General features: G+C 36.2%; 20 protein-coding genes. 14 read left to right on the plus strand and 6 right to left on the minus strand.

Annotated features, from left to right (window positions below; all coding sequences use genetic code 11):
* Positions 1-6: 6 nt before the first annotated feature.
* Together NY607_RS08065 and NY607_RS08070 are read right to left on the minus strand one after the other, a co-directional pair.
* The gene (locus NY607_RS08065) at positions 7-699 is read right to left on the minus strand and encodes an AIM24 family protein (protein ID WP_036118779.1); all 693 of its coding nucleotides are present in this window, start codon (positions 697-699) and stop codon (positions 7-9) included.
* A 269-nt stretch (positions 700-968) separates the two neighbouring features.
* Positions 969-2237 carry an L-lactate MFS transporter gene (locus NY607_RS08070; protein WP_004226054.1) on the minus strand — a complete coding sequence of 423 codons (1269 nt, stop codon included), beginning with the start codon at positions 2235-2237 and terminating at the stop codon, positions 969-971.
* A 915-nt stretch (positions 2238-3152) separates the two neighbouring features.
* Here NY607_RS08070 and NY607_RS08075 point away from each other — a divergent pair.
* The 7 genes from NY607_RS08075 (at position 3153) to NY607_RS08105 (ending at position 10937) form a co-directional block, all read left to right on the plus strand.
* Positions 3153-4640, plus strand: a complete 1488-nt coding sequence (locus tag NY607_RS08075; RefSeq protein WP_131521292.1) for an ATP-binding protein — start codon at positions 3153-3155, stop codon at positions 4638-4640.
* A complete protein-coding gene (locus tag NY607_RS08080) occupies positions 4637-5305 on the plus strand; it encodes a response regulator (RefSeq protein ID WP_131521291.1) in 669 nt (222 codons plus the stop codon). The genes NY607_RS08075 and NY607_RS08080 overlap by 4 nt, the downstream gene beginning before the upstream one ends.
* A 280-nt stretch (positions 5306-5585) precedes the next feature.
* Complete coding sequence (locus tag NY607_RS08085) at positions 5586-6620, plus strand: DctP family TRAP transporter solute-binding subunit (protein ID WP_131521290.1); 1035 nt, start codon at positions 5586-5588, stop codon at positions 6618-6620.
* 57 nt (positions 6621-6677) lie between these two features.
* Positions 6678-7724 (plus strand): DctP family TRAP transporter solute-binding subunit, encoded by a 1047-nt coding sequence (locus tag NY607_RS08090; RefSeq protein WP_131521289.1) that lies wholly within the window; start codon positions 6678-6680, stop codon positions 7722-7724.
* A gap of 245 nt (positions 7725-7969) precedes the next feature.
* Positions 7970-8467 (plus strand): TRAP transporter small permease, encoded by a 498-nt coding sequence (locus NY607_RS08095; protein ID WP_048391136.1) that lies wholly within the window; start codon positions 7970-7972, stop codon positions 8465-8467.
* On the plus strand, positions 8448-9716 hold the full coding sequence (locus NY607_RS08100; RefSeq protein ID WP_048391134.1) for a TRAP transporter large permease: 1269 nt from the start codon (positions 8448-8450) through the stop codon (positions 9714-9716). The genes NY607_RS08095 and NY607_RS08100 overlap by 20 nt, the downstream gene beginning before the upstream one ends.
* 9 nt (positions 9717-9725) lie before the next feature.
* Positions 9726-10937 carry an MFS transporter gene (locus NY607_RS08105; RefSeq protein ID WP_259419431.1) on the plus strand — a complete coding sequence of 404 codons (1212 nt, stop codon included), beginning with the start codon at positions 9726-9728 and terminating at the stop codon, positions 10935-10937.
* 20 nt (positions 10938-10957) lie between these two features.
* On the opposite strand, the gene NY607_RS08110 is transcribed toward NY607_RS08105, so the two are convergent.
* From NY607_RS08110 to NY607_RS08125, 4 genes are all read right to left on the minus strand, one after another.
* Positions 10958-11857 carry a DMT family transporter gene (locus tag NY607_RS08110; protein WP_259419432.1) on the minus strand — a complete coding sequence of 300 codons (900 nt, stop codon included), beginning with the start codon at positions 11855-11857 and terminating at the stop codon, positions 10958-10960.
* Positions 11858-12014: 157 nt separating this feature from the next.
* Complete coding sequence (locus NY607_RS08115; RefSeq protein WP_131521286.1) at positions 12015-13226, minus strand: amidohydrolase; 1212 nt, start codon at positions 13224-13226, stop codon at positions 12015-12017.
* On the minus strand, positions 13223-14473 hold the full coding sequence (locus tag NY607_RS08120; RefSeq protein WP_131521285.1) for an amidohydrolase family protein: 1251 nt from the start codon (positions 14471-14473) through the stop codon (positions 13223-13225). The genes NY607_RS08115 and NY607_RS08120 overlap by 4 nt, the downstream gene beginning before the upstream one ends.
* 43 nt (positions 14474-14516) lie before the next feature.
* A complete protein-coding gene (locus NY607_RS08125; protein WP_131521284.1) occupies positions 14517-16076 on the minus strand; it encodes a glutathione ABC transporter substrate-binding protein in 1560 nt (519 codons plus the stop codon).
* A 181-nt stretch (positions 16077-16257) separates the two neighbouring features.
* Between NY607_RS08125 and NY607_RS08130 the strand changes: the two genes are divergently transcribed.
* Genes NY607_RS08130 through NY607_RS08160 form a run of 7 tightly spaced genes read left to right on the plus strand, consistent with a single transcriptional unit; the run spans position 16258 to position 22901 of the window.
* Positions 16258-17160, plus strand: coding sequence for an ABC transporter permease (locus tag NY607_RS08130; RefSeq protein WP_131521283.1), 903 nt, complete (start codon positions 16258-16260; stop codon positions 17158-17160).
* 14 nt (positions 17161-17174) lie between these two features.
* Positions 17175-18095, plus strand: coding sequence for a nickel ABC transporter permease (gene nikB / locus NY607_RS08135; RefSeq protein WP_131521282.1), 921 nt, complete (start codon positions 17175-17177; stop codon positions 18093-18095).
* Positions 18096-18110: 15 nt separating this feature from the next.
* Positions 18111-19124: an ABC transporter ATP-binding protein gene (locus NY607_RS08140; protein ID WP_259419433.1), complete on the plus strand. Its 1014-nt coding sequence runs from the start codon at positions 18111-18113 to the stop codon at positions 19122-19124.
* Positions 19121-20113 (plus strand): ABC transporter ATP-binding protein, encoded by a 993-nt coding sequence (locus NY607_RS08145; protein WP_259419434.1) that lies wholly within the window; start codon positions 19121-19123, stop codon positions 20111-20113. The genes NY607_RS08140 and NY607_RS08145 overlap by 4 nt, the downstream gene beginning before the upstream one ends.
* A gap of 37 nt (positions 20114-20150) precedes the next feature.
* Positions 20151-20903, plus strand: a complete 753-nt coding sequence (locus NY607_RS08150; RefSeq protein WP_131521279.1) for a sensor histidine kinase — start codon at positions 20151-20153, stop codon at positions 20901-20903.
* A 38-nt stretch (positions 20904-20941) separates the two neighbouring features.
* On the plus strand, positions 20942-21643 hold the full coding sequence (locus NY607_RS08155; RefSeq protein WP_131521278.1) for a response regulator transcription factor: 702 nt from the start codon (positions 20942-20944) through the stop codon (positions 21641-21643).
* A 19-nt stretch (positions 21644-21662) separates the two neighbouring features.
* Positions 21663-22901 carry a permease gene (locus NY607_RS08160; RefSeq protein WP_259419435.1) on the plus strand — a complete coding sequence of 413 codons (1239 nt, stop codon included), beginning with the start codon at positions 21663-21665 and terminating at the stop codon, positions 22899-22901.
* Positions 22902-22910: the final 9 nt, after the last annotated feature.

The following is a 22910-nucleotide window of genomic DNA, read 5'->3' on the forward strand; positions in this document are numbered from 1 at the left end:
GCTTTTTTAGCTTTCACTAGACATATAAACTTCTTCAAATGGTTGGATAATAACAAAGCCCTCACCAGAAAACGCCATTTGGATGGATTCTCCACTGCCTCGGCCGATAAATGTACGGAAGCTAATATCTGTTTTAAATTCAGGTGTTAAGTTGCCTGACCATGCGACAGTAGCATGTGGATCTGTATATACAGTTTCACCTGGTTTCACTAATAATGTCAGTGGCTCAAAATGAGTTGTAATCGCAACCTTCCCTGTTCCTTGAAGGGTTACATTAAATAAGCCACCTGACATGATGCCAGCCATTTTACGCATCAAACGTATATCCCATTCGATGCTAGGCTCAAAGGCAAGTAAATCATTGCCATTGACACAAATACTGTCGTTTTTCAAATCAAAAACAGTTACTTTCTTCCCTTGGTCCGCTAAATAGAGTCTGCCCTTTCCGCTAGCTTTCATCAATTGCGTACCTTCACCCGTTAAAGCCTTTTTAAACATTTTGCCAAGACCATGCTCTAACACACGCTCACGTTCAAATTTAATATCACCTGTGTAGGAAATCATAGCGCCCATTTTTGACCACACTTCACCGTTTAGATTAACCTCTAATACACGTTCAGTTTCCAATTCAAAATAATCATTCTCATTATCGTCCTGCTGTGTTTTATGAACAAATTCATCTAAAGAAAATTTCCCCATGATTGATCCCTCCCTAATTACTTTATATACGTTGATCTTTGAGAAAAGATTCAATTTTTAATGGATTGTTCCTCACTGTACATTTCGTTACAAAATATCTCTTTTAATAACGAAATCACTTTATTTCCAGTAATGTTATTGACATCAGACATGTGCTGTTATACATTAAACAAAGAAAATACGCTTGTTATATAACAAGCACTTCGAAAAAATAACTATATAAGTGCCATCCACGAAATGACACCTATATAGTAAATTGAAAGTTCATATTATTGTGTAGCAGATACATCTCCAACATTTTGTGCTGCTTTTAAAGCTGTTTGCTTACGTACATCTGCACGTAACGTTAAGGAAATAATCAATGAAGCTGCGATTAAACCTGCGAATACATAGAATACAGGAATATAGCTTCCATACGCATTTTTGATTGCACTTACTAACAATGGTCCAAAAACTCCACCCAATGACCATGTTGTTAATAAATAGCCATGAATCACACCAAGTTGCTTTGTGCCAAATAAATCACTTGCAAATGCAGGTAGATTTGAGAACCCACCACCATAGCAACTAACAACTAAGAAGATAAGTGCTTGGAAAATAATTACGTTAGTTGTATGTGGTAAAACGATAAATGTGATTAGCTGTGCAGTAAAGAAAATAACGAAAACGTTAGAACGACCGATATAATCAGACACAGCGGCCCAGATTAAACGACCACCACCATTAAATAACCCCATAATTCCTACCATTGCGGCAGCACCTGCTACTGATAGACCGACAATTTCCTGTGCCATTGGTGAAGCAACAGAAATCATCATAATCCCTGCTGTTACATTAACTAAGTGCATGGACCAAAGCATCCAGAAGTGCTTTGTTTTAACAGCTTCTCGTGCTGACATAACAGCTAAATCTTTCTTCACTACGTCCTTACCATTATTGGCAGCTGCTTTCATATTAGCAGGCATATAACCTGGCTTAGGTGGTGCTATATATGAAGCCCCTAAAATCATTAACGTGAAGTAACTTGCCCCTAGAATAAAGTATGTTGTAGAAATGCCAACTGCCTCCATTAAGTTGGCTGCGACTGGTGCTGTAATAAGTGCACCCGATCCAAAACCAAGTACGGCCATACCTGTTGCTAGACCACGACGGTCTGGGAACCATTTTACAAGTGTTGATACAGGTGCAATATAGCCAATCCCCATTCCTAATCCACTAAGAACACCATATGTTAACCAATACATGACAACAGAATCCATTGAAATGGCTACACCAGCACCAGCTTGTCCTGCTCCAAATAAGACAGCTGCTACCATCGCCGATTTACGTGGTCCCATTTTTTCTACTAAACTACCAAATAATGCAGCTGAGAAACCAGCTAATCCCATCATAATGGTAAAGGCAATCGTTACCTTTGTTTCACTCCATCCCATTTCTGTGACAATCGGTAGCTTGTATACACTGTATGCATAGGCTCCACCGATTGAAAGGTGAATAGCGATTGCAGATAATGCAATTAACCATCTATTTTTATTCATAAATTCTCATTTCTCCCCTCTTTTGCTACCTGTGAAAATTCTATGAACGTCCATGTAAAACAATTTACCACTTAGAATTATTCAAATGCAAGATGTTTTTCTAAAAAATATTATTTCTCCAAAAAGTTTTTTATTCTTTTCTTAAAAATTAAAATCAAACAAACCTTACAGCCTCTAAGAAAAATAAAGTTTTACAAACTAAAAAATCTACATATACTAGATTTTATTATTTTTCTACTCTACTTTATCGTTATATATTAATTATTCTTGAATAATTAATTTTGTGTATATATTCACATACTGTTTATGAATAAAATCTTAATTAGAATATTAATTCTATTATTTATCTACAGAAAGAACGTTTTCTTTAGTTTATTTACGCTAGAATTTTTAAGAACAGAAGAGAAATTCGGAACTATTTTCTACAAGATTTTCACTTTTATATGTATGAATGAAAAGCTGATTCCCGTCTTTTATTTCCATATTTTTTATCTTATTCAAAAAATCAACAATACAATCAATGTATATTTCAAATTATTTATTGAAAGTGAACTATTTTTTATTATTCAAATATATATATTAGAGTGCAATTTTCTGGCATATATACGCCACTACAACAAGATAAATCATATTTATCATTCGTTTTGTTATACTACACAATAATAAAAATGCTCTTCAACAAATCTTGTATTACAACAGCTATGTTATTTATGGTAATTTAGTATAAACTAAGAATTTTTAGTATGTTTTAAGGTAAACATGCTTATTTTGTAGAATAGGGGTGATGAATGTATAAAAGAAAGCTAATAGCTATCGCTCTTTTATATGTCTATGAAAAATATATCTTTACGTCTAAAAATGTTTATTTTTTCATTTATTATTGTCCTTTTTTCTATAGCAACAAGTGGTGCTATCATGATCCATAACCTTTCGGGTGCATTTGAGAAAGAATTTGGAGCACGAGCCATTGCTATCGCGAGAACCGTTTCACAACTGACAGAGGTACAAAATAATGTTGGGAAGCCGAATGGATTTGAAGTTATTCAACCCATTGCAGAGAGAATTCGTTTAACAACTGATGTTGATTATATCGTGATTATTGATATGAAGAAAATCCGCTATTCTCACCCTTCTGAGAGCAAACTCGGCACAGTTTTTGAGGGTGGAGACGAAATAGAAGCTTTTTCACAGCATGAATACATATCAAAAGCTCAGGGAGTGCTTGGCTATTCCATCCGTGCATTCGTTCCTATCATGAATGAAGAAGGTACACAACAAGTTGGTGTTATTACAGTTGGGTTACTTACCCCAAAATGGTACAACCTACTAGATGAATATCAATTTGATATATTGATTTCTCTTTTTTGGGGACTAGCTATTGGATTAGGTGGTTCAGTCTGGGTAGCTAATCACCTAAAGCGTCAAACATTTAATTTAGAGCCATACGAAATCGCTCGCTTAGTGGAAGAGCGATCTGGCATTATACAGGCAATGGATATTGGTATATTAGCAACCGACGAAAGCGGTAATGTATCATTTATTAACCGCCTCGCAAGGCAATATACTCATTTCTTTGAACAGAGAATTTCTCGCAAAGAATTATTTAATGGGACATGGCTTGCGGAAGACATTTTACAGCAGCATGAAATATATAGACCTTTACTTATACATGACCAGATGTATTTAGTACGCACCTTCCCTATTCGAATTTTAGATCAAAATGCCGGATACCTTATAATGTTAACGGATCGTAAAGAGGCAAATATGTTAGCTGAAGAATTAACAGGGATTAAAATGCTTGTGGATTCCTTACGAGCTCAACAGCATGAATATATGAACCGTTTACATAGTATTGCAGGATTAATTCAACTAGACCGTAATGATGAAGCTCTGAGTCTTATTATTGATGAAATTACGGATGAAGAGGAAATTATACAAATTTTACATGATAAAATACTTGATTACTCGATTCAAGGTTTACTACTTGGGAAGTACTCGCGAGCAAAAGAACTCGGCGTGGAACTGACCATTGATGATGATTCAAAACTAGACGATATTATGAGCGGTTTTTCTAGTGGTGATTTGGTAACTATAATTGGGAATTTGCTTGATAACGCGATGGAAGCATGCTTTGAGTGTACGTATAAAGATGTACGATTAACGTTAATTGGCGATAAGCATTATCTATATATAGAAGTACAGGATAGTGGCATGGGGATAATAGGTTTACCGAAACGAATTTTCGAATATGGTTTTACTACCAAACAAAAGGAAGGACATGGTATTGGCCTTGCACTTGTTAAACAAATTGTAGAATCTAATAACGGAAATATACAAGTTGAATCAACGTTCAATATTGGTACAAATATTACTATTGAGGTAGGGGTGATAGAAGAACAATGAGTAAACTTTCAGTTTTTATTGTAGAAGATGATCCAATGGTGCTTGAAATAAATAAAGGTTTTTTAAATAAAATGGTTGGTTTTCAGCTTGTAGGCGAATCTATCACTGGTCGTGATGCTTACGAAAAAATTAAAGTAAAAAAACCAGATTTAATTTTACTAGACATGTTTTTACCAGATATGACCGGTATGGATTTATTTTTAAAACTCCGTTCAGAAAGAATTCCTTCAGATATTATTCTGATAACTGCTGCGCGAGATGCACCGACTGTTCAAGAGGCTTTACGATTTGGTGCAAGCGATTATCTCATTAAGCCCTTTCGCTTCGAACGTTTTGAAAAAGCTTTACAGCAATATAAAAATAGCTCTAAATTGTTTACTAATTGCACAGCCTTAAATCAAGAGGATATTGATAGTTGGCTAGGTATACAACAAGAGTCAAATGAATTACCTAAAGGCTTAAACAATTTAACGATGAAACAAATATTAGATTATTTAACAACATATCGAGTAGCTATAACCTCCGAGCAGCTGGCCCAAAATGTTGGAATGGCAAGGGTTACAGTTCGGAAATATTTAGATTTTTTAGCAACTAAAGGAACTGTTAGCATTGAACTACAATATGGAACAGTTGGACGACCAACGAAATATTATTCCATAAAATAATTGAGCATAAATAGTTATTAAAATAAAAACTCATATAGAATCTGCTATTTTTCTTATTATGCATAGCTTTATGATGCTTTACTATGCACATTAATAAAAGAAAAGTAAGCAGATTCTTTTTTCTCTAGCAATTATCTTGTATTATAACAATTTATCAATATAACTAATTGTTATATACCATAAATACCAAAATGTTCATTAAAACCATAATATTGAATATTTATTCGTATAAAATACAATAGAAAGCGTTCACATCTTATACAGTTAGGAGTGAATAGACATGTGGCGTAGTCCTATAAAAGTACTTTTCTTAAACTTATGTTTTTTAACCATCCTCATAGGTTGTCAACAGCAGACCTATCCAACTGACAATGAGCAATTAAGTCATGAAGAACAAATTGTCATTCGCTTTTCACATGTTGTAGGTGAAAACACACCTAAAGGAATGGCAGCAATTAAATTTGCAGAGCTTATTAAGGAACGAAGTAATGGTCATGTAGAAATTCAAGTTTTCCCGAATGGCGTACTGTACAAGGATGGCGAGGAGATGAATGCTCTTTTAAGAGGAGATATTCAGATGATTGCCCCTGCCATTTCAAAAATAACTACGTTTGTACCCGAATGGTCTGTCATGGATTTACCTTATGCATTTAAAAATGCAAAAGAAGTTCATACATATGTTGAAAGCGAAGTTGGACAATCATTAATGAAGAGATTAAATAAACACAATCTAATCTCGATGGGCGTATGGGATAGTGGCTTTAAACAGTTAAGTAATAGTATTCGTCCCATCCAAAACTTAACTGATCTACAAGGCTTACGCATGAGAATAATGCCAAGTGATATTTTAGCTGAGCAATTTTCCATTGCCGGTGCCTATCCTAGACGAATTGATTTTAATACGGTCTTCCATCAACTACAAAAAGGCAATGTTGATGGGCAAGAAAATACGCTCACTAATATTACAAGCAAAAATCTACATTCACTTCAAGATTACTTAACTATTAGTAATCATGGTTATCTAGGCTATTTGTTATTAATGAATAATGAATTTTGGAATTCCCTCCCTAAAAATGTACAGGAGCTTTTGATTGATACTCTTGAGGAAGTACAAAAATGGGAGTGGCAACAAGCAGAGAATTTAAGTACGGAAAGACTTCAGGAAATGGAAGCATGTCAATGTATACAAATTCATTATTTAACGGAGGAAGAAATAGAGGATTGGGAGAACGCCTTTAAACCTGTATACGACTATTATGCAGAAAATTATGGTTTTAAATATATTGAGGCACTTCCTAAAAATCAATTTCATTAACTAAGGTTTAAAAGGTTGCCCTTTTAACTATAAATATAAATTTTAGGGGGATATAGAATGAAAAAATGGCTTTTCATGTCATTCATGGCTTTGCTTTTAGTCGTACTTGCGGCTTGTGGTGGCGAAAAAAAAGAAGCAGCTTCTGCTCCAGCAGCTGAGGGAGATGGTGGCTACACCAAAGAAAAACCTCTTGTTATTAAATTCTCTCATGTAACTTCAATTGATAGTGTTAAAGGTAAAGCAGCTGAGGCATTTGCAAAACTAGTGGATGAAAAAACAGAAGGTAAAGTGAAAGTTGAGGTTTATCCATCCTCACAACTATATGGAGATAATGATGAATTAGATGCCTTAGTATCAGGAAATGTGCATATGATTGCTCCTTCTGTAACGAAAATGGTAAAAATCGATCCTCGTTGGCAATATGTTGATATGCCTTACCTTTTTGAAAATCAAGAGCATGCTCGTAAGTTCTTTAATTCAGATGTTGCAAAGCTGATTCTAGAATCTGACCAACTAGCAGCTAACGATATTAAAGGTCTCGTTTTCTGGGAAAATGGCTTTAAACACTTTTCCAATAACAAACACCCACTTGTGACAGTGGACGATTTTAAAGGACTAAAATTCAGAGCACAAGCAGGTAAAGTTTTAGAATCGCAGTTTAAAGCTTTGAATGCTGGTTCTGCGACAATTGCATTTGGTGAAACATACGCTGCCCTACAACAAGGAACAGTAGATGGACAAGAAAACACATTTAATAACTTTGATACTCAAAAATATCAAGAAGTTCAAAAATACTTCTCCGTATCTGAACATGGTCGTCTAGACTATGCCATCTTTGTAAACAAAACATTCTGGGAAAAAATACCTTCAGAGCTATTGACAGCAGTTGAAGAATCATTGAATGAGGCAACAACGTTAGCTTGGGATTTAGCTGCGGAAGAAAACGGAAAATCATTCGAAAACATTAAAAACTCTGGTATTGAGGTCATTGAGCTATCAGATGCTGAAAAAGAAGCCATCAAAAAACAACTGGAACCAGTCTATGAAGAGTTTACTGATGTTATCACAGAAGAACTAATTAATGGTATTCGTGATTTAAAATAAACAGAGTTCTTAAAAAAACTTACTATTCCAACAATTAGTTGATGTAAGGAATAGGAAATTGCAACAATTTCTTGGGTATTCTTTGTTAGGAAGTTGCCCGTAGTAGTGAGTTATCGTCAATATCAATAATTTTATTAGTATATCGCTTACTTACAAACGGGTGCTAAGAAGCTCACTTCAAACTGCAACATTTACAGTGGGAATAAAAGCATCCGTTTTTAACTTTAAATAAAGGAGGCATCAACATGAAGGCCGTTTATAAAATATGGGGCTACTTAGAAGAAATTCTTGCTGGAATTTTTTTCGTAGCAGGTGTTGTACTCATTTTTTACGGGGTTATTATGCGCTACATATTCAATGAACCACAAGCATGGGTAGAGGAATTAGCACGCTATTCTATAATTTGGGGTACATTTTTGGGATTTGGCTTAGCTCTTCGCCACAATCAGCATATACAGGTGGATATTCTATATGACAAATTAAAGCCATCGAAAAAACGTCTATTAGATTTAGTAGCAACAGGCTTGAGCATCGCCTTTTGCTTAATTTACACGTACTATGGTTTTGTTTTAGTGGAAAATCGCTATACATCTGGTATGGTTTCACTTGATATCGGGATTCCAATGTGGATTGTATATTTAGTCCTACCTCTTTCAGGTATTTTATTTTTACTAAGATTCGTAGAACGATTAGTTAATATTCTACGAGGAAAGGATGAAGAATATGCTAATCCTCTTACTTAGTTTCTTTTTGCTATTATTTCTACGAGTACCTGTTGCTATTAGCTTAGCACTATCAACAATTCTAGTGTTCTTCCAAATAGATTTTAATATGAATATGATTCCACAGCGCATTTTTACTGCATTAGATTCCTTCCCTATGATGGCCATCCCAGGATTCGTGCTGGCTGGCGTATTAATGGCGCGGGGGGGGATATCCAAATATTTAATTGAAGCTTTACGTGCATGGATTGGTCACCTGCCAGGTGGTCTTGCAGTTGTTACAATTGTTGCCTGTGCTATTTTTGCCGCTATTTCAGGCTCTTCACCTGCCACAGCAGCAGCAATCGGCTCTATTATGATCCCAGCAATGATTTCAGCAGGCTATAAAAAACGTTATTCGATGGGACTTGTGGCAGCAGGTGGTACATTAGGCATTTTAATTCCACCGAGTGTTCCATTAATTATTTATGGTATCACCTCAGAGCAATCAATTGGTGAATTATTTATGGCTGGGGTTCTTCCTGGATTAGCTTTAACAGGAATCTTAATTATTGCTGCTATCGTTTATGCGAAACGCAATGGATTTAATGGAGATCAACCAGCTTCTTGGGAAGAACGTGGGCGTAAATCTTTAAAAGCCATTTGGGGAGCATTTTTACCTTTTTTAATTTTAGGAACAATCTATTCAGGAGTTGTGACACCAACTGAATCAGCGGTGATAGCTGTTTTCTATGGTCTTATTGTATCCTTGTTTATCTATCGTGAAATGAAGCTAAAGGATTTCCGCGAAGTATTAGTAGAATCTATTAATATTACCGCTATGATTTTCTTAATAATAGGTGCCGCTTCGTTATTTGGACTCTATTTAACAAATGCACAAGTACCACAGCAAGTGGGTGCATGGATTGCAGAAAGTGATTTAAATAAGTGGATTTTTATGATAGTTGTCAATATTTTGTTCTTTATCATGGGTATGTTCTTAGAAGCCGTCTCCATTATTCTAATTACTTTACCAATTTTATTACCAATCCTTGCACACTTCGATATAAATTTAATCCACTTTGCCATTATTATGACGATTAATATGGAATTAGGAATGATCACTCCACCAGTTGGATTGAATCTCTTCGTGGTTAGCGGTATTGCAAAAGAAAAACTTGGGGAAGTGGTAAAAGGCGTTATACCGTTTATCATTTTAATGATTATCTTCTTAGCACTTGTTGTCTTAATCCCACAACTTTCTCTCTGGTTACCAGAGCAAATGAAATAAGGTTTTAAGATGGGTATAAATACAAAGGGTTATTCAATAAGAGATCGCTCTTTTTGGACAATTGTCATTAGTTTGGGCGGGGCTTCTGTTTTTGTATTTGCAGCAATGTATTCTGTTCAGCCCCTGCTCCCCTTCTTTACAGAACAATTTCATATTTCTGTATCCGTGGCAAGTCTATCCGTATCTATGACTACTCTATCAGTAATTCTTGGATTAATCGTGCTAGGTTTTTTATCAGATCGTTATGGAAGAGTTTTGTTCATTCATTTATCCATAGTTTTTACTGTCATACCTTTTTTTTTCATGCCACTAACTGATTCTTTTTCTACTATTATTTTATTACGCTTTATTCAGGGCTTTGCTATTGCAGGTGTACCTGCAGCAGCACTTGCCTATCTTAGCGAAGAAATTGATCAACAATCAATGGGCTTTGCCACTGCATTGTATATTTCTTGTAATGCACTAGGCGGAACAATTGGTAGACTCATGATGGGGTATGTCACTGAATATTTTTCATGGAAAATGGCATTTGTTTCATTAGCCATTATGGGATGCATCGTTATGGTAATTGTCTGGTGGATGCTACCTAAATCCAAAAATTTTTCGGTACAACAGCGTACGATTCAACAGGATTTACAAGGCTTTTGGTTTCATTTGAAAAACCCTCATTTATTGATGCTTTTTGGATTAGGAGTTATTTTACAATTATCCTTTACTGGAGTTTGGTCATTTATTCCCTATTACTTAACAGCCCCTCCTTTTCTATTATCTTTACAAAGCATTTCTTTTATTTTTTTAGCGTATGGTTTAGGTATTATTGGTTCGCCTTTTGCTAATGCACTCGCAGGAAAAGTTGGATTACACACCATTCGAACATTTGGTGTTTGTTTATTAACTGTGGGAATACTTTTTACATTAAGCAAGTCACTTTTCATTATTGTCATGGGACTTTGTCTAGCATGTTTAGGTTTTTTTACTGCTCATGCATTAACTTCCTCATTGGTAAGTCGGCTAGCTCTTTACCAAAAAGGAAGCGCCTCTAGTCTATATCTGGTCGCTTATTACCTTGGGGTGGCCTCTGGAAGTACAATACTAAGCCCTGTTTGGTCATTATTTCAATGGCATGGTATCGTGACCATTACTGCTTTTCTGCCAATAACATACCTATTTATTTTAAATTCGCTACAGAAACAGCAAAAAAGAGATGTACTCAAAAAATGAGCATCTCTTTTTTTGCTAATTCATTGTTTTTTTACAAGGACAATTGCTTTAATTTCTTTATAATATATGCACAGTAAAATTCCTACTAAAATTAATAAAGAGCCATATAATTGAACACTTGTAGGGAATTGTTTTAAAAATACCGCACTCAATAGCATAGCTATAGCTGGCTCAAAGTTTAACAACAGCGACGCATTTGTTGAGCCGACCTCCTTCATTTTTTGATTCCACATTAAATTGCTTACTCCGTGAATAATAATCGCTGATAAAATGAGCAAAAACCAGTAGGGCATTGCAACTTGCCAATTCGTCTGTGGCAAAATAGTAAATGAAAACGGTACGAGCACTAGTAAACCTATTAAATTTGTATAGAACGTAATCGACTGGGCTGACATTTTCTTACTAAGATGATTGACAATAATGAGAAACAAAGCAAAGCTTAGCATTGTAATTAAGCTCAACACTTCACCCACACCGATTGAAATGGTGATAAGTGCCCCTTTTGTAATGATGAGGCCAACACCAACAAATGAAAGTACCGCACCTAGCCAAAATATGCCGTTACGTGATTCATGATAGATCATTTTATTCAGTAGAGATGTAACAATCGGTGCACAGGCTAATATTAAAGCCGCAGTGATAGGAGAAGTGTGCTGAAGACTAGCATAAAAGCTATAGTGATTAATGGAAACGCCCAGTATTCCTGCCAGAATCAATAACAATAGATCCTTTCTTGTAAATGTTGTTCGGCAAATTGCTTTCCAACTAATCCCCCCTAAAAAGAGAACAATGACAATTAACCTAAAAATGGCGACCGTTAAAGGATCCCAATGGTCAATTAAAATAGAGCCAATAATGAAGTTACTGGCCCAAAAAAATACACAGCTAAATAAAATCATATAGATCATTAGTTGTTTCATATTTTATCGCACCCGCAAATAAAGAGATTTCTACATAAGTAATGGCAAATCTACTTTCCTTTCCTTTATTCATCTTTTCTATTAAAACATAAGTATAGCAAACTAGAAAATTTCTAGTTTGCTATGTTATCTAAATAAGGGGGATTTAGATTTATGCTTAGTTGATAAACTTTCCTTTAGACATAACCACTCGGTTGGATGGTTTACGTGCAATAACTTCCGCGCTTGATACTGCGTCAAAGAATACAAAACTTGCTTCGTCCTTCACATTCGGCCAAACCTTCTGACCATTTGCATCTAATGGCGTGACACCACCTGTAATATATTTTAATGTTCGTCGAATAGAGCGTTCGTCAAGTTTACGAGAAATATCTGCAAAAGTAGTCGCTTTTTCTAAAATATCTCCTGAGCCATTAGGACTCCAAGAATCATAAAAGCCGTCACAACCAAAATGGACATCCACGCCGTGCTCTGTTAGTAATTCAATCGGTGGAATTAATCGTCGCAAATCAAATGGCACCGTTGACATTATTTTTACTTGTTGTTGTGCTAAACGATCTGCAATTTTATGCTGTTCCATGATCGATACATCACCAAGTGAAAACGCATGACTTATTGCCGTTCTACCCTGATATTTGGCATCCTCCACGATATCTATCCATTTATCGATTGTATAATACCCAACATGGCCACCATCATGTAAATGAATATCGACATCAACATTAAATTCCTGTGCAATATCCATCACTTCATAAAGAGAAGGCTCGATTGAGTTATCGATGCCTGCTGGATCTAGGCCACCAATCATCGTCGCTCCATTGCGTAAAGCTTCACGCAATAATTTAGGGACATCATCTCTTAATAGACCATGCTGTGGAAAGGCAATGACGTCGGATGTCACGACATCTTTATAATCGTCCAATGCCGCTAGAACACCTTCTAAATTTTTTAATCCAATGTATGGATCAATATTGACATGTGTACGAATATGATTCGCACCATTCTTAAGGATTTTTTCAATCATTGCAGCCGCACGTTGTTTTCCTGTTGTAGCAAGAACGGATAACTCTTGTGCTTCACGTTCAAGTCGTTCCTTTAAATTCTTTACGGGCACACAAGCCTTCCACGGTAAAGATAAGTATGTTTTATCTAAATGATTATGCATTTCCTTAAAGGCAGGTAATAGCAGCTTCCCTTTCATATCTGTGACTTCGTTTGGAGAATCAATTGCGTCTGTTGCGGGTACAATTTGCGAAATGAAGCCATCTGTAATTTCAAGGTGAAAAAGCTCCACTTTCGTTCCAACTGTATCATTTTCCTTTAGATATTCTCCTGTTTCAAGTAGAACATTTGTAAGCCAGTGCTTCATCTGAATTCTCCTTTCAACTCTCCTACATCCTGTTGGTGAATCATTTTGCCTTGTGAAATGACCGTAGTAATTGGGCATCTTCTTGCTATCACATGGGCAGTGCTCACGCCATCCACTAACAGCATATTCGCTTTATCACCAACTTGTGGCCAAACACGTTCTCCAGCATCATTTAAGGGTGTGATACCACCAGAGGCGTATTTCCAAGCTCGACTTAATGAGTATTCATCAATAAAACGGAATCTCTCCGCCATGACATTTAATTTCATAATCGTATTACCAGTACCATATGGTGACCAATGATCTGTTAAGCTATCATGTCCGACTGATACCTTTACACCATTGTTATAAAGATAAGGGATTGGAATTGTCGAACGGTTCAAATCAATTGGTACAGTTGTTGTTACATCCATTTGTACCTCAGCCATTGCTTGAACTAAATTTTCTAAACGTGACTGTTCTAAATCAGCAAGTGCCATCGCATGGCTAATTGTGACTTGTCCTTCTTTTTTCGCTTGTTTCGTTAACTCTATCAGTTTATAAAATTCAAATTCGCCTAGGGTGTTCGCTGTGTGAATATGAATATCGATCCCTGCATTATAGTCTTGTGCAATACCCATTGTTGCTTGCAATGACTTTTCGATATTGCGATCTACAATGGATGGGTCAACGCCTCCAACAAGCGTTGCTCCCATTGCCATTGCCTCACGGACGAGTCCCTCTACATTGGAGCGTAATAAGCCATGCTGTGGAAAGGCTACAATATCATAGGTGATTTGATCTTGATAGTTTGCTAAAACCTGCTTTGTAATTTCAATATGCTTTGTCCCAATTTGTGGGTCAACATTACAATGTGAACGAATATGTGTGTGTCCTTGGGAAATGAGCCACTTCACCATTTCCTCAGCTCGATAAGCAGCTGTCGGCAATTGTTTAGGTAGTAGTGTTCTTTCCTCTTCAATGCGTGTTAAAATCCCTTTAGTAATGGGTCTTGGTGCCTGCCATTCTCCGCCGAAATACGTTTTATCAATATGAATATGCATCTCTCGGAATGAAGGGACTAATAGTTGCTGTTGTGCATCTATTACTTCTACATCTTTATCAGCCACTATATCCTTATCTACTTGTTGAACATGCCCATCTTCGATTAGAACATCATAAATACCTGTACGAGTAGCAACAATGTGTTCATTTTCGCGCTCATATGCTTCTTCTAATCTCACATTTTTCAGCAATAGTTTACTCATAGTTTCCTCCCAATTGGTATTTTCCGTCTATCCCCAAATTTATTTACTCTACAATTTCAACGCCACTGATCATCGTGTAGTTAGATGCATCTAACCAAAAACCTTTTACAGCATTGCTGTAGACTGCTAAATGCTCATAGTTACGCACTGGAATATAGACAGCTTCGTCTAACTCGATTTGCATTGCTTTTTTGTAGATTTCATTACGTGCCTCTTGGTTTGCTTCAGAACGCCCTTGCTCAATTAGCTTGTCTACTTCTGGATTTGAATAGTAGAAATGGTTTCCTGGAGGTCCCATAGAAGCAGTGTGGAATAGATTGTATTGGTTATAATCAGCATCCCCCGTTGCATTACCCCAGCCACTAATAAAGATTTGGTGCTGTTCTTTCGTAATTTCAGAAATAAATGCACCATACTCCATTACTTGAATATCAACATCTAATCCGATTCCTTTTAATTGAGATTGAATAACCTCCGCCATATTAATACGCTCTTTACGATCACTTGTCAGTAATTTAACTTTTGTTCCCTCTTGAACGCCAGCTTCTTTTAACAATTCTTTTGCCTTCACTACATCATAGTCATACGGTTTCGTTTCACTAGAATATCCAATAATTTTTGGACTCATTGCAGAATTTGCAAGTGTCCCTACATTATCATAAATACCGCTAATAATTGCTTCACGGTCAACAGCATAGCTAATAGCTTGACGTACTTTTACATCCGATAATAATGTATCTTTTACGTTGAATCCGATAAATTCTACTGCTAGTCCTTCTGCACGGAATAAATTCATCGTTGAAGAATTTTCAATTCGATCAATCTCTGTCACAGGTACTTGTTCAGCAATATGTGCTTCTCCACTTTCAATCATTGCTAGACGAGTAGAATCCTCTGGTACAACTTTAAATGTTACTTTATCTACTTTTGGTACAGTTCCCCAATAGTCTTTGTTGGAAATTAAAGTAATTTCTTGACCAGATTTCCAAGTTTCAAATACAAATGGGCCTGTCCCTACTGGATGAGTTGCTAATTCGTCCGCTGCTTCAGCTATCGCTTTCGGGCTCATCATACTACCCTCTTGACTTGCTAAAATAGATAGAAGCGGAGCATATGGTTCTTTTAATTTCAACGTTACAACATATTCATCATCTACCACTACTTCACTAATCATAGATAATTTATCACGCTGTGGTGATCCAGTTGCAGGATCTAGAATTCGGTCAAATGTCGCTTTTACAGCCTCTGCATTAAAATCTGCTCCATCATGGAATTTAATGCCTTCATTCAATGTAAATGTCCAAGTGATTTCATCTTTTTGCTCCCACTCTTTTGCAAGTAATGGAACAATTTTACGATCTCTATCGAAAGCGACAAGTGTTTCATATACCTTGCCATGAATAATATTTGCTGATGGAATATCTGTAATAAAGTGAGGATCAAGACTTGTCGCATCTGCTGCTCTTAGAACAACTAATTCTCCTCCTACGCTTTTTGATCCCTCTTTGGAACCTTCTGTACTATTATTGCTAGCAGTAGAGCATGCTTGCAGAATAAGTACAGTCATTAGTGCCATGAATAAAAACAACTTCATTTTCTTCATCAACATTTCCTCCTTATGTGATTTGTTCCTTACATTTCGAATTATAAAGAAATAAAATTCACTTGTTTTTTAATATTTTTACGTGTTTTTTAAATTTTCTGACTAATAGACCATAAAATATTTACATTCTTTACGCTTTTCACTAAATTGAAATCAAATCAAATAGAAAAGGAGTTTCGATATGAATAAAGTAACAACTACTATCGATCGTTCTGTTTTAGTGAATGCACGCAAGGCATCTAGAAAAAAGAATCTTGTTTCTTTCCTCAACAAAATCAAAAAAAATAAAGCAGCTGTCGTAGGAGGCATCATCATACTTCTATATATATTGATGTTTCTTATCGGGCCCATTTTAGCCCCTTACGATCCCTACGACGTACAATTAGATCAAAAATTACAAGGACCAAGCGTTGAACATCTAATGGGAACAGATGACAAAGGGCGAGATATTTTAAGTCGAATTTTATATGGGTCACGTTTATCAATTGGTGTTGGTATTTCAGCTGTTTTATTCGGTGGTACAATCGGCACTTTCTTAGGTCTTATTGCTGGCTATTATGGCAGATGGGTTGATTCTATTATTAGTCGAATGTTAGATATCATGCTTGCCTTCCCAGGTATTTTGCTAGCTTTAGCGATTGTCAGTGCATTGGGGCCAAGCCTTATCAATGTCACAATTGCTGTTGGGTTTTTCTCTATTCCTATGTTTGCTCGTATTGTACGTGGCTCCACAATGGAAGTTAAAAAATTAGAATATATCGATGCTGTCAAAACACTTGGAGCAAATGATATGACAATTTTAATTAAGCATATTTTCCCAAATATTTTATCTCCCATTATTGTACAAGCATCTATGCGCTTAGCAACTGCTATTCTATCTGCAGCAGGTCTATCATTCTTAGGTTTAGGTGCTCAGCCACCATCGCCTGAATGGGGTGCCATGCTTTCTAATGGACGAGATTTCCTATTTACTGCTCCTTATATGGCGCTATTCCCAGGTATTATGATTTCTATACTTGTATTAGGCTTTAACTTATTTGGTGACGGTTTACGTGATGCACTTGATCCAAGAATGAAAAATTAAAGGAGAGAAGACACATGACATTATTTATCTTAAAACGACTAGCTCAAATTATTCCTGTAACACTTGGTGTAACGCTTGTTGTTTTTCTCATTATGCAGATGATTCCTGGAGACCCAGCGATTATTTTAGCAGGGGAAGGGGCTTCTCAAGAAACAGTTGCCGAATTACGTGAAAATTTAGGGCTCAATAAACCATTAGCAGTTCAATATACAGACTATATTAAAAACCTTCTTCAAGGAGATATGGGTCACTCTTTAAAAAATAATCAACCAGTATTCGAGGAAATTACCTCCCGATTACCAATTACCATCGAGCTAGCCTTTTATAGTATTTTAATCACCATCGTTCTGGGGCTTATTGCGGGTATTATCTCCGCTATCCGTCCTTATTCGTTGATGGATGTAGGATTAATGGTTGTCGCTTTATTAGGGATTTCCCTTCCAAGCTTCTGGTTAGGAATTTTATTAATGTATGTATTCTCTGTACAGTTACACTGGCTTCCTGTAGCAGGCTGGGATAGTGCCAAACATATTATTCTACCAGCTGTCACACTTGGTGCTGGTGGAGCTGCCATCGTCGCTCGTATGACTCGCTCTAGTATGTTAGAGGTTGTAAACCAAGACTATATACGAACAGCGAAAGCAAAAGGCTTAAAGGGATACATCATCATTTTAAAGCACGCATTACGCAATGCCTTGATTCCAGTTATTACAGTAGTAGGCTTACAGTTTGGTAGTTTACTTGGCGGAACAGTTTTAGTTGAATCTGTTTTCGCTGTAAACGGATTAGGACGAATGATTGTAGATGCCATTCGAACACGGGATATACCAGTCGTACAAGGTGGCGTTCTTGTTGCCTCATTAATATTTGTTTTCATAAATCTTTTTGTAGACATAATGTACCGATTCTTTAATAAACGAATGGATTTAAACTAAGGAGGGGAAAAACGGATGAAACAAGAAACCGTGTTGGAAGTCAAAAATTTACAAACCTATTTTTATTCGAGTGAAGGGGTTGCCAAAGCTGTCGATGGGGTATCCTTTACTCTTCAAAAAGGAGAAACACTGGGCATTGTTGGTGAATCTGGTTGTGGGAAATCCATGACTTCCCTGTCATTACTTCGTTTAGTACCATCGCCCCCAGGTAAAATCATCAATGGCGAAATTTTATTAAATAATACAGACATTTTGAAGCTCTCAGATGAAGAGCTACGTAAAATTCGGGGCAATAAAATCTCGATGATTTTCCAAGAGCCTATGACAAGCTTAAATCCTGTATTATCCGTTGGAGAGCAAATTGCTGAATCCATTCGATTGCACCAAGGCTTATCACGTAAAGAAGCATGGCAAAAGGCTGTCGATATGATTCGCCTAGTTGGGATTCCTGCACCCGAAAAAAGAGCGAAGCAGGAACCTTATCAGTTAAGTGGTGGGATGCGACAGCGTATTATGATTGCCATGGCACTAGCGTGTACACCAGATGTGTTAATTGCTGACGAACCAACGACTGCTCTAGATGTAACCATTCAAGCTCAAATTATTGATATTATTCAAAACCTGCAAAAACAACTAGGCATGAGCATTATCTTCATTACCCATGACCTTGGTGTTGTAGCAGAAATCTGCGATAAAATTGCTGTTATGTATGCGGGGCAGGTTGTAGAAGAAGGCACAACAGAAAGTCTTTTTGAAAAGCCGCTACACCCTTATACAAATGGATTAATTCAATCATTACCTAAGCTATACGAAGATCAAGAAGAATTATCTACTATTCACGGAACTGTTCCAAGTCCCTATAATTACCCAATTGGCTGCCGTTATGCAGAACGCTGCCCATTTGCTACAGATTTATGTCGTGAACAACAGCCTGAGCTTTTGACTGTTGAGCAAGGAAAAAAGGTAAGGTGCTGGATGTACAGTAATGAATGGCAAGGAGAAACACTTTTGAAGGAGCTGACAGTATGACAACAGCACAACACACACAACCACTATTACAAGTAAATGATTTAAAGCAGCATTTTTTCTTAAAAAAAGAAAAGCTCTTCGGTCCACAGCAGGTTGTAAAAGCTGTGGATGGGGTGTCTTTCGATATCATGCCTGGTGAGACGCTCAGTATTGTCGGAGAATCTGGCTGTGGAAAATCAACAACTGGTCGTTCTATTTTAAGATTAGATGAGCCTACTGCTGGAGAGGTATTGTTATTCGGTAAAAATTTAGTGAATATGAACAAAAAAGAGCTTCGTGCTGCACGCAAGGACATTCAAATTATTTTCCAAGATCCCTATGCATCCCTTAACCCACGAAGAACGATTCGTAAAATGTTAACAGAGGCCATGTCTATTCAAAAAATTGTACCACCTGAGCAACAAGAAGCACGCATGATTGAATTAATGTCCCTTGTTGGGTTACGTCCTGAATACTTAGAGCGTTATCCACATGAATTTTCTGGTGGTCAGCGTCAACGGATTGGTATTGCCAGAGCCCTTGCTGTTAATCCTAAAATTATTATTTGTGATGAGTCTGTTTCTGCACTAGACGTTTCCATTCAAGCTCAAATACTAAATTTACTAAAACAACTACAAAGAGATTTAGATTTAACCTTTTTATTTATCTCACACGATTTAAGTGTTGTTCGACATATTTCAGACCGTATTATGGTGATGTATCTTGGAAAGGTCGTAGAAATTGCTGATAAGCATACCCTTTTTACTCAGCCACATCATCCTTATACAAAAGCACTGTTTTCTTCTATACCTGTCATTGATAAGCAGCATCGGAAGGAGCGTATAATTTTAAAAGGTGACTTACCATCACCTCTTAGTCCCCCTACTGGCTGTAGCTTTCACACACGTTGCCCATTCGCAACAGATAAATGTAAAGCAGAAGTACCAGCACTACGAGCGATCACTGCAACTCATAAGGTAGCTTGCCATTTCGCAGAAAATTTAGTTTAATGTATCTTACACTTATAAAATAAACGGAGAGGTCATTATGTTACAACCAGAAACCTTCAACATATATATTCTCCTATGTGTAATTGCTCCAATTATTGGAGCTTTTCTGCTTACTTTTATATTTATTTTCGAAAAGCAAATCGATAGCCTTGAGGAGGAAAAAAGAAATTTAGAGCTTGAGCAGGATTTACAAAGAGCAAATATTCTCCAGTTGAATCAGCAAATACAGCCACATTTCTTTTTTAATGCATTAAATTCATTATTAAGCCTAGCTCGCATCAATCGGAAGGAAGATTTGGTTGCGGGCATTGAGGCTTTGGCAACATTTTTTAAATTTAAATACAATAATCATGAGGTGTTAATTGCGTTAAAGAACGAGGTACAATTTGTCGATAGTTATTTAAATATTCAACAATTACGATTTGGCCATCGTTTGACTGTAAATAAATATGTTGATGATGAAGCACTATCCGTCCAAATACCACCTTTTATTCTGCAGACTATTATTGAAAATGCCTATAAACATAGCTTTGAAAAGCATATAGGACCTGCAGAGCTATCCATTACAATCAAAAAAATGGCTAATAGCTTATTAATTGAAATTAAAAATACACAGCCTTTAGAAAAAATAGAAATGACTACTGAACAGGTAGTAGACGAACTGCAGCAAGGTTATGGGCTCGAAAATATTAGAAAACGGCTTGAGCTCATTTATGGGCTCGAAAATATTTTATTCTCGATTCAAAACAATGAACAGCATTACACTGTTACCATCCATGTTCCCGCTTAGGCTTTCTATCAATTGGAAGGAGAAAGGAGAAACTCACCATGAATATTTTAATCGCAGATGATGAGCCATTAGAGCTTGAGCAAATGATTTATTTATTAAAGCCACATTTTCCAAATTGGACCTTCCATACTGCCCAAGATGCCTCACAAGCTCTGCAATTAGCTAAGAAGCACCGTATGACTATCGCCTTTTTGGATATTCAAATGCCTGGGAAAGATGGAATCACGTTGAGCAAGGAATTAAAAGCGCTTTATGAGGTAGACATCATCATGGTAACAGCTTATCAAACCTTTGAATATGCCCAACAAGCATTGCGTATCGGGGTAAAGGATTATCTTACAAAACCAGTCATTGCAAGTGAATTAGATGCTATTGTGGAGAAATATAAGGTGTGGAGTTCTAACCATGATGCGATTCAAAGCGCACTTTCCTATATTCATGAAAACTATTATGAAAAACTGAGTCTCAATATTATTGCTGAAAAAATTCATTTAAATCCGAGCTATTTAAGTCGTAAATTTTTGGAGGAGCAGTCTATTGGCATTAATGAATACATTAATAATTATCGCCTAGAAATGGCTGTAAAGAAAATCAATGAAAATCTAGACACAAGTATGTCTGCAATTGCTGAGAGCTGTGGTTTTAATAGTCAGCACTATTTTAGCGTTGCGTTTAAGAAAAAATATAATCAATCACCAAGACAATATAAATCCTCTAAAATGAGTAAAGGTCTTTACTAGTATGCTAAGGAAGTTTTCATTGCTTGTTCCATTTGCAAGTTTAAGCACAGCAGCAGGAGTCATTATTCTTTTAGCTAGATGGATTAATGGTAATTTATTATTATCCTCTCCTTCAGCCCTTATTTCTTTTGGTTTTATGGCGGGCATTTGTTATACATTAGCAACAGCTATTTCATTTATCATACTTGGTTCATTGCTGAAGAAGAGCGATTACACACAAAATCAGCATACACAAAGCTTTTTGCTCTTTACCATACAGCGTAAATTGTCTGGAATGAATTTAAAGGTTATACGTCTATTTTACCTGCTAACAGGTATTGAACTTTGGCTTATTCAATTAATAAGCATTAGTGTATTGTCTGAAATTATGTTAAATATTCCAGTCCCTATTACACTTTTTTTCTTTTTAATCGGCATCTTACTTCTTGACCGCATCATGTCAGTGAAAAGTATACTATGGTTTGAAATTTTATTTATTATTGCTCTTTTTTCATTACTTATTTTTATCCCTATTTATTACTTTGTACTAAATGGGGCAAGCACCGTATATGAGGGTATTCGCTTATATCACCCTTATTTATTTTATTTTAAAAATAGCGAAATTCTGCTGTTCTATGTCATTATTCAACTAGCCGTTTTAGGACAAGTATTTTTTGATAAATCAACATGGTATTTAATTGCCTTTATAAAACCTAAAAAAGTACGTAGCAGTCTGTTTTCCTCAGGTGTAATTTTAGCGTTATTAACGCTATCATTTACGGCAATTTTAATGATTGCCCTATACAGCGGATCATTTGGCCAATTCCAAGTACTGATTTTTACGTTTTTATATGAAGTACAACCAGGCTTTCTGACATTTGCTTTTCTCGTCATTGTCCTATTAGCCATTGTCACAACTTTGCTTGTAGACATGCGGGCAACGAAACGTTTTTTTGTGACGAAAAGACCCTATTATTTCTATTTGATTGGCCTGATGATTATTTTATTCACCTGTTTCTTATCTATCGATTTAACGATTTTAGGTGTTATTTATTCTTTTGCCTTTCTGCACATTACCATGCTACCGTTTTTGTTAATCCTTTTATTTACGAATCGCCATATTCATAAGCATAGCTGGCTTGTCATCCTACTATCCATCATCATTGGAATTGGTGTTGGTTTAAGCTTTAATACGCTTTACGGATTAGCTACCAGCTTTATGATCTCAAGTATTTATCAATTAATGCTTCAGACTGAAACAATTGAAAAAAATACCTGAACTCGATAT

The organism is Lysinibacillus sp. A4, assembly GCF_024919535.1.
Classification (GTDB): domain Bacteria; phylum Bacillota; class Bacilli; order Bacillales_A; family Planococcaceae; genus Lysinibacillus; species Lysinibacillus capsici.

Bases quoted from the DNA above. Each gene is read 5' to 3' on its own strand.
- NY607_RS08090 (WP_131521289.1), top strand. From the start codon at position 6,678: ATGAAAAAATGGCTTTTCATGTCATTCATGGCTTTGCTTTTAGTCGTA.
- NY607_RS08155 (WP_131521278.1), top strand. From the start codon at position 20,942: ATGAATATTTTAATCGCAGATGATGAGCCATTAGAGCTTGAGCAAATG.
- NY607_RS08105 (WP_259419431.1), top strand. From the start codon at position 9,726: ATGGGTATAAATACAAAGGGTTATTCAATAAGAGATCGCTCTTTTTGG.
- NY607_RS08110 (WP_259419432.1), bottom strand. From the start codon at position 11,857: ATGAAACAACTAATGATCTATATGATTTTATTTAGCTGTGTATTTTTT.
- NY607_RS08095 (WP_048391136.1), top strand. From the start codon at position 7,970: ATGAAGGCCGTTTATAAAATATGGGGCTACTTAGAAGAAATTCTTGCT.
- NY607_RS08145 (WP_259419434.1), top strand. From the start codon at position 19,121: ATGACAACAGCACAACACACACAACCACTATTACAAGTAAATGATTTA.
- NY607_RS08100 (WP_048391134.1), top strand. From the start codon at position 8,448: ATGCTAATCCTCTTACTTAGTTTCTTTTTGCTATTATTTCTACGAGTA.
- NY607_RS08115 (WP_131521286.1), bottom strand. From the start codon at position 13,226: ATGAAGCACTGGCTTACAAATGTTCTACTTGAAACAGGAGAATATCTA.
- NY607_RS08150 (WP_131521279.1), top strand. From the start codon at position 20,151: ATGTTACAACCAGAAACCTTCAACATATATATTCTCCTATGTGTAATT.
- NY607_RS08125 (WP_131521284.1), bottom strand. From the start codon at position 16,076: ATGAAGAAAATGAAGTTGTTTTTATTCATGGCACTAATGACTGTACTT.
- NY607_RS08120 (WP_131521285.1), bottom strand. From the start codon at position 14,473: ATGAGTAAACTATTGCTGAAAAATGTGAGATTAGAAGAAGCATATGAG.
- NY607_RS08070 (WP_004226054.1), bottom strand. From the start codon at position 2,237: ATGAATAAAAATAGATGGTTAATTGCATTATCTGCAATCGCTATTCAC.
- NY607_RS08080 (WP_131521291.1), top strand. From the start codon at position 4,637: ATGAGTAAACTTTCAGTTTTTATTGTAGAAGATGATCCAATGGTGCTT.
- NY607_RS08140 (WP_259419433.1), top strand. From the start codon at position 18,111: ATGAAACAAGAAACCGTGTTGGAAGTCAAAAATTTACAAACCTATTTT.
- nikB (WP_131521282.1), top strand. From the start codon at position 17,175: ATGACATTATTTATCTTAAAACGACTAGCTCAAATTATTCCTGTAACA.
- NY607_RS08075 (WP_131521292.1), top strand. From the start codon at position 3,153: ATGATCCATAACCTTTCGGGTGCATTTGAGAAAGAATTTGGAGCACGA.
- NY607_RS08085 (WP_131521290.1), top strand. From the start codon at position 5,586: ATGTGGCGTAGTCCTATAAAAGTACTTTTCTTAAACTTATGTTTTTTA.
- NY607_RS08065 (WP_036118779.1), bottom strand. From the start codon at position 699: ATGGGGAAATTTTCTTTAGATGAATTTGTTCATAAAACACAGCAGGAC.
- NY607_RS08130 (WP_131521283.1), top strand. From the start codon at position 16,258: ATGAATAAAGTAACAACTACTATCGATCGTTCTGTTTTAGTGAATGCA.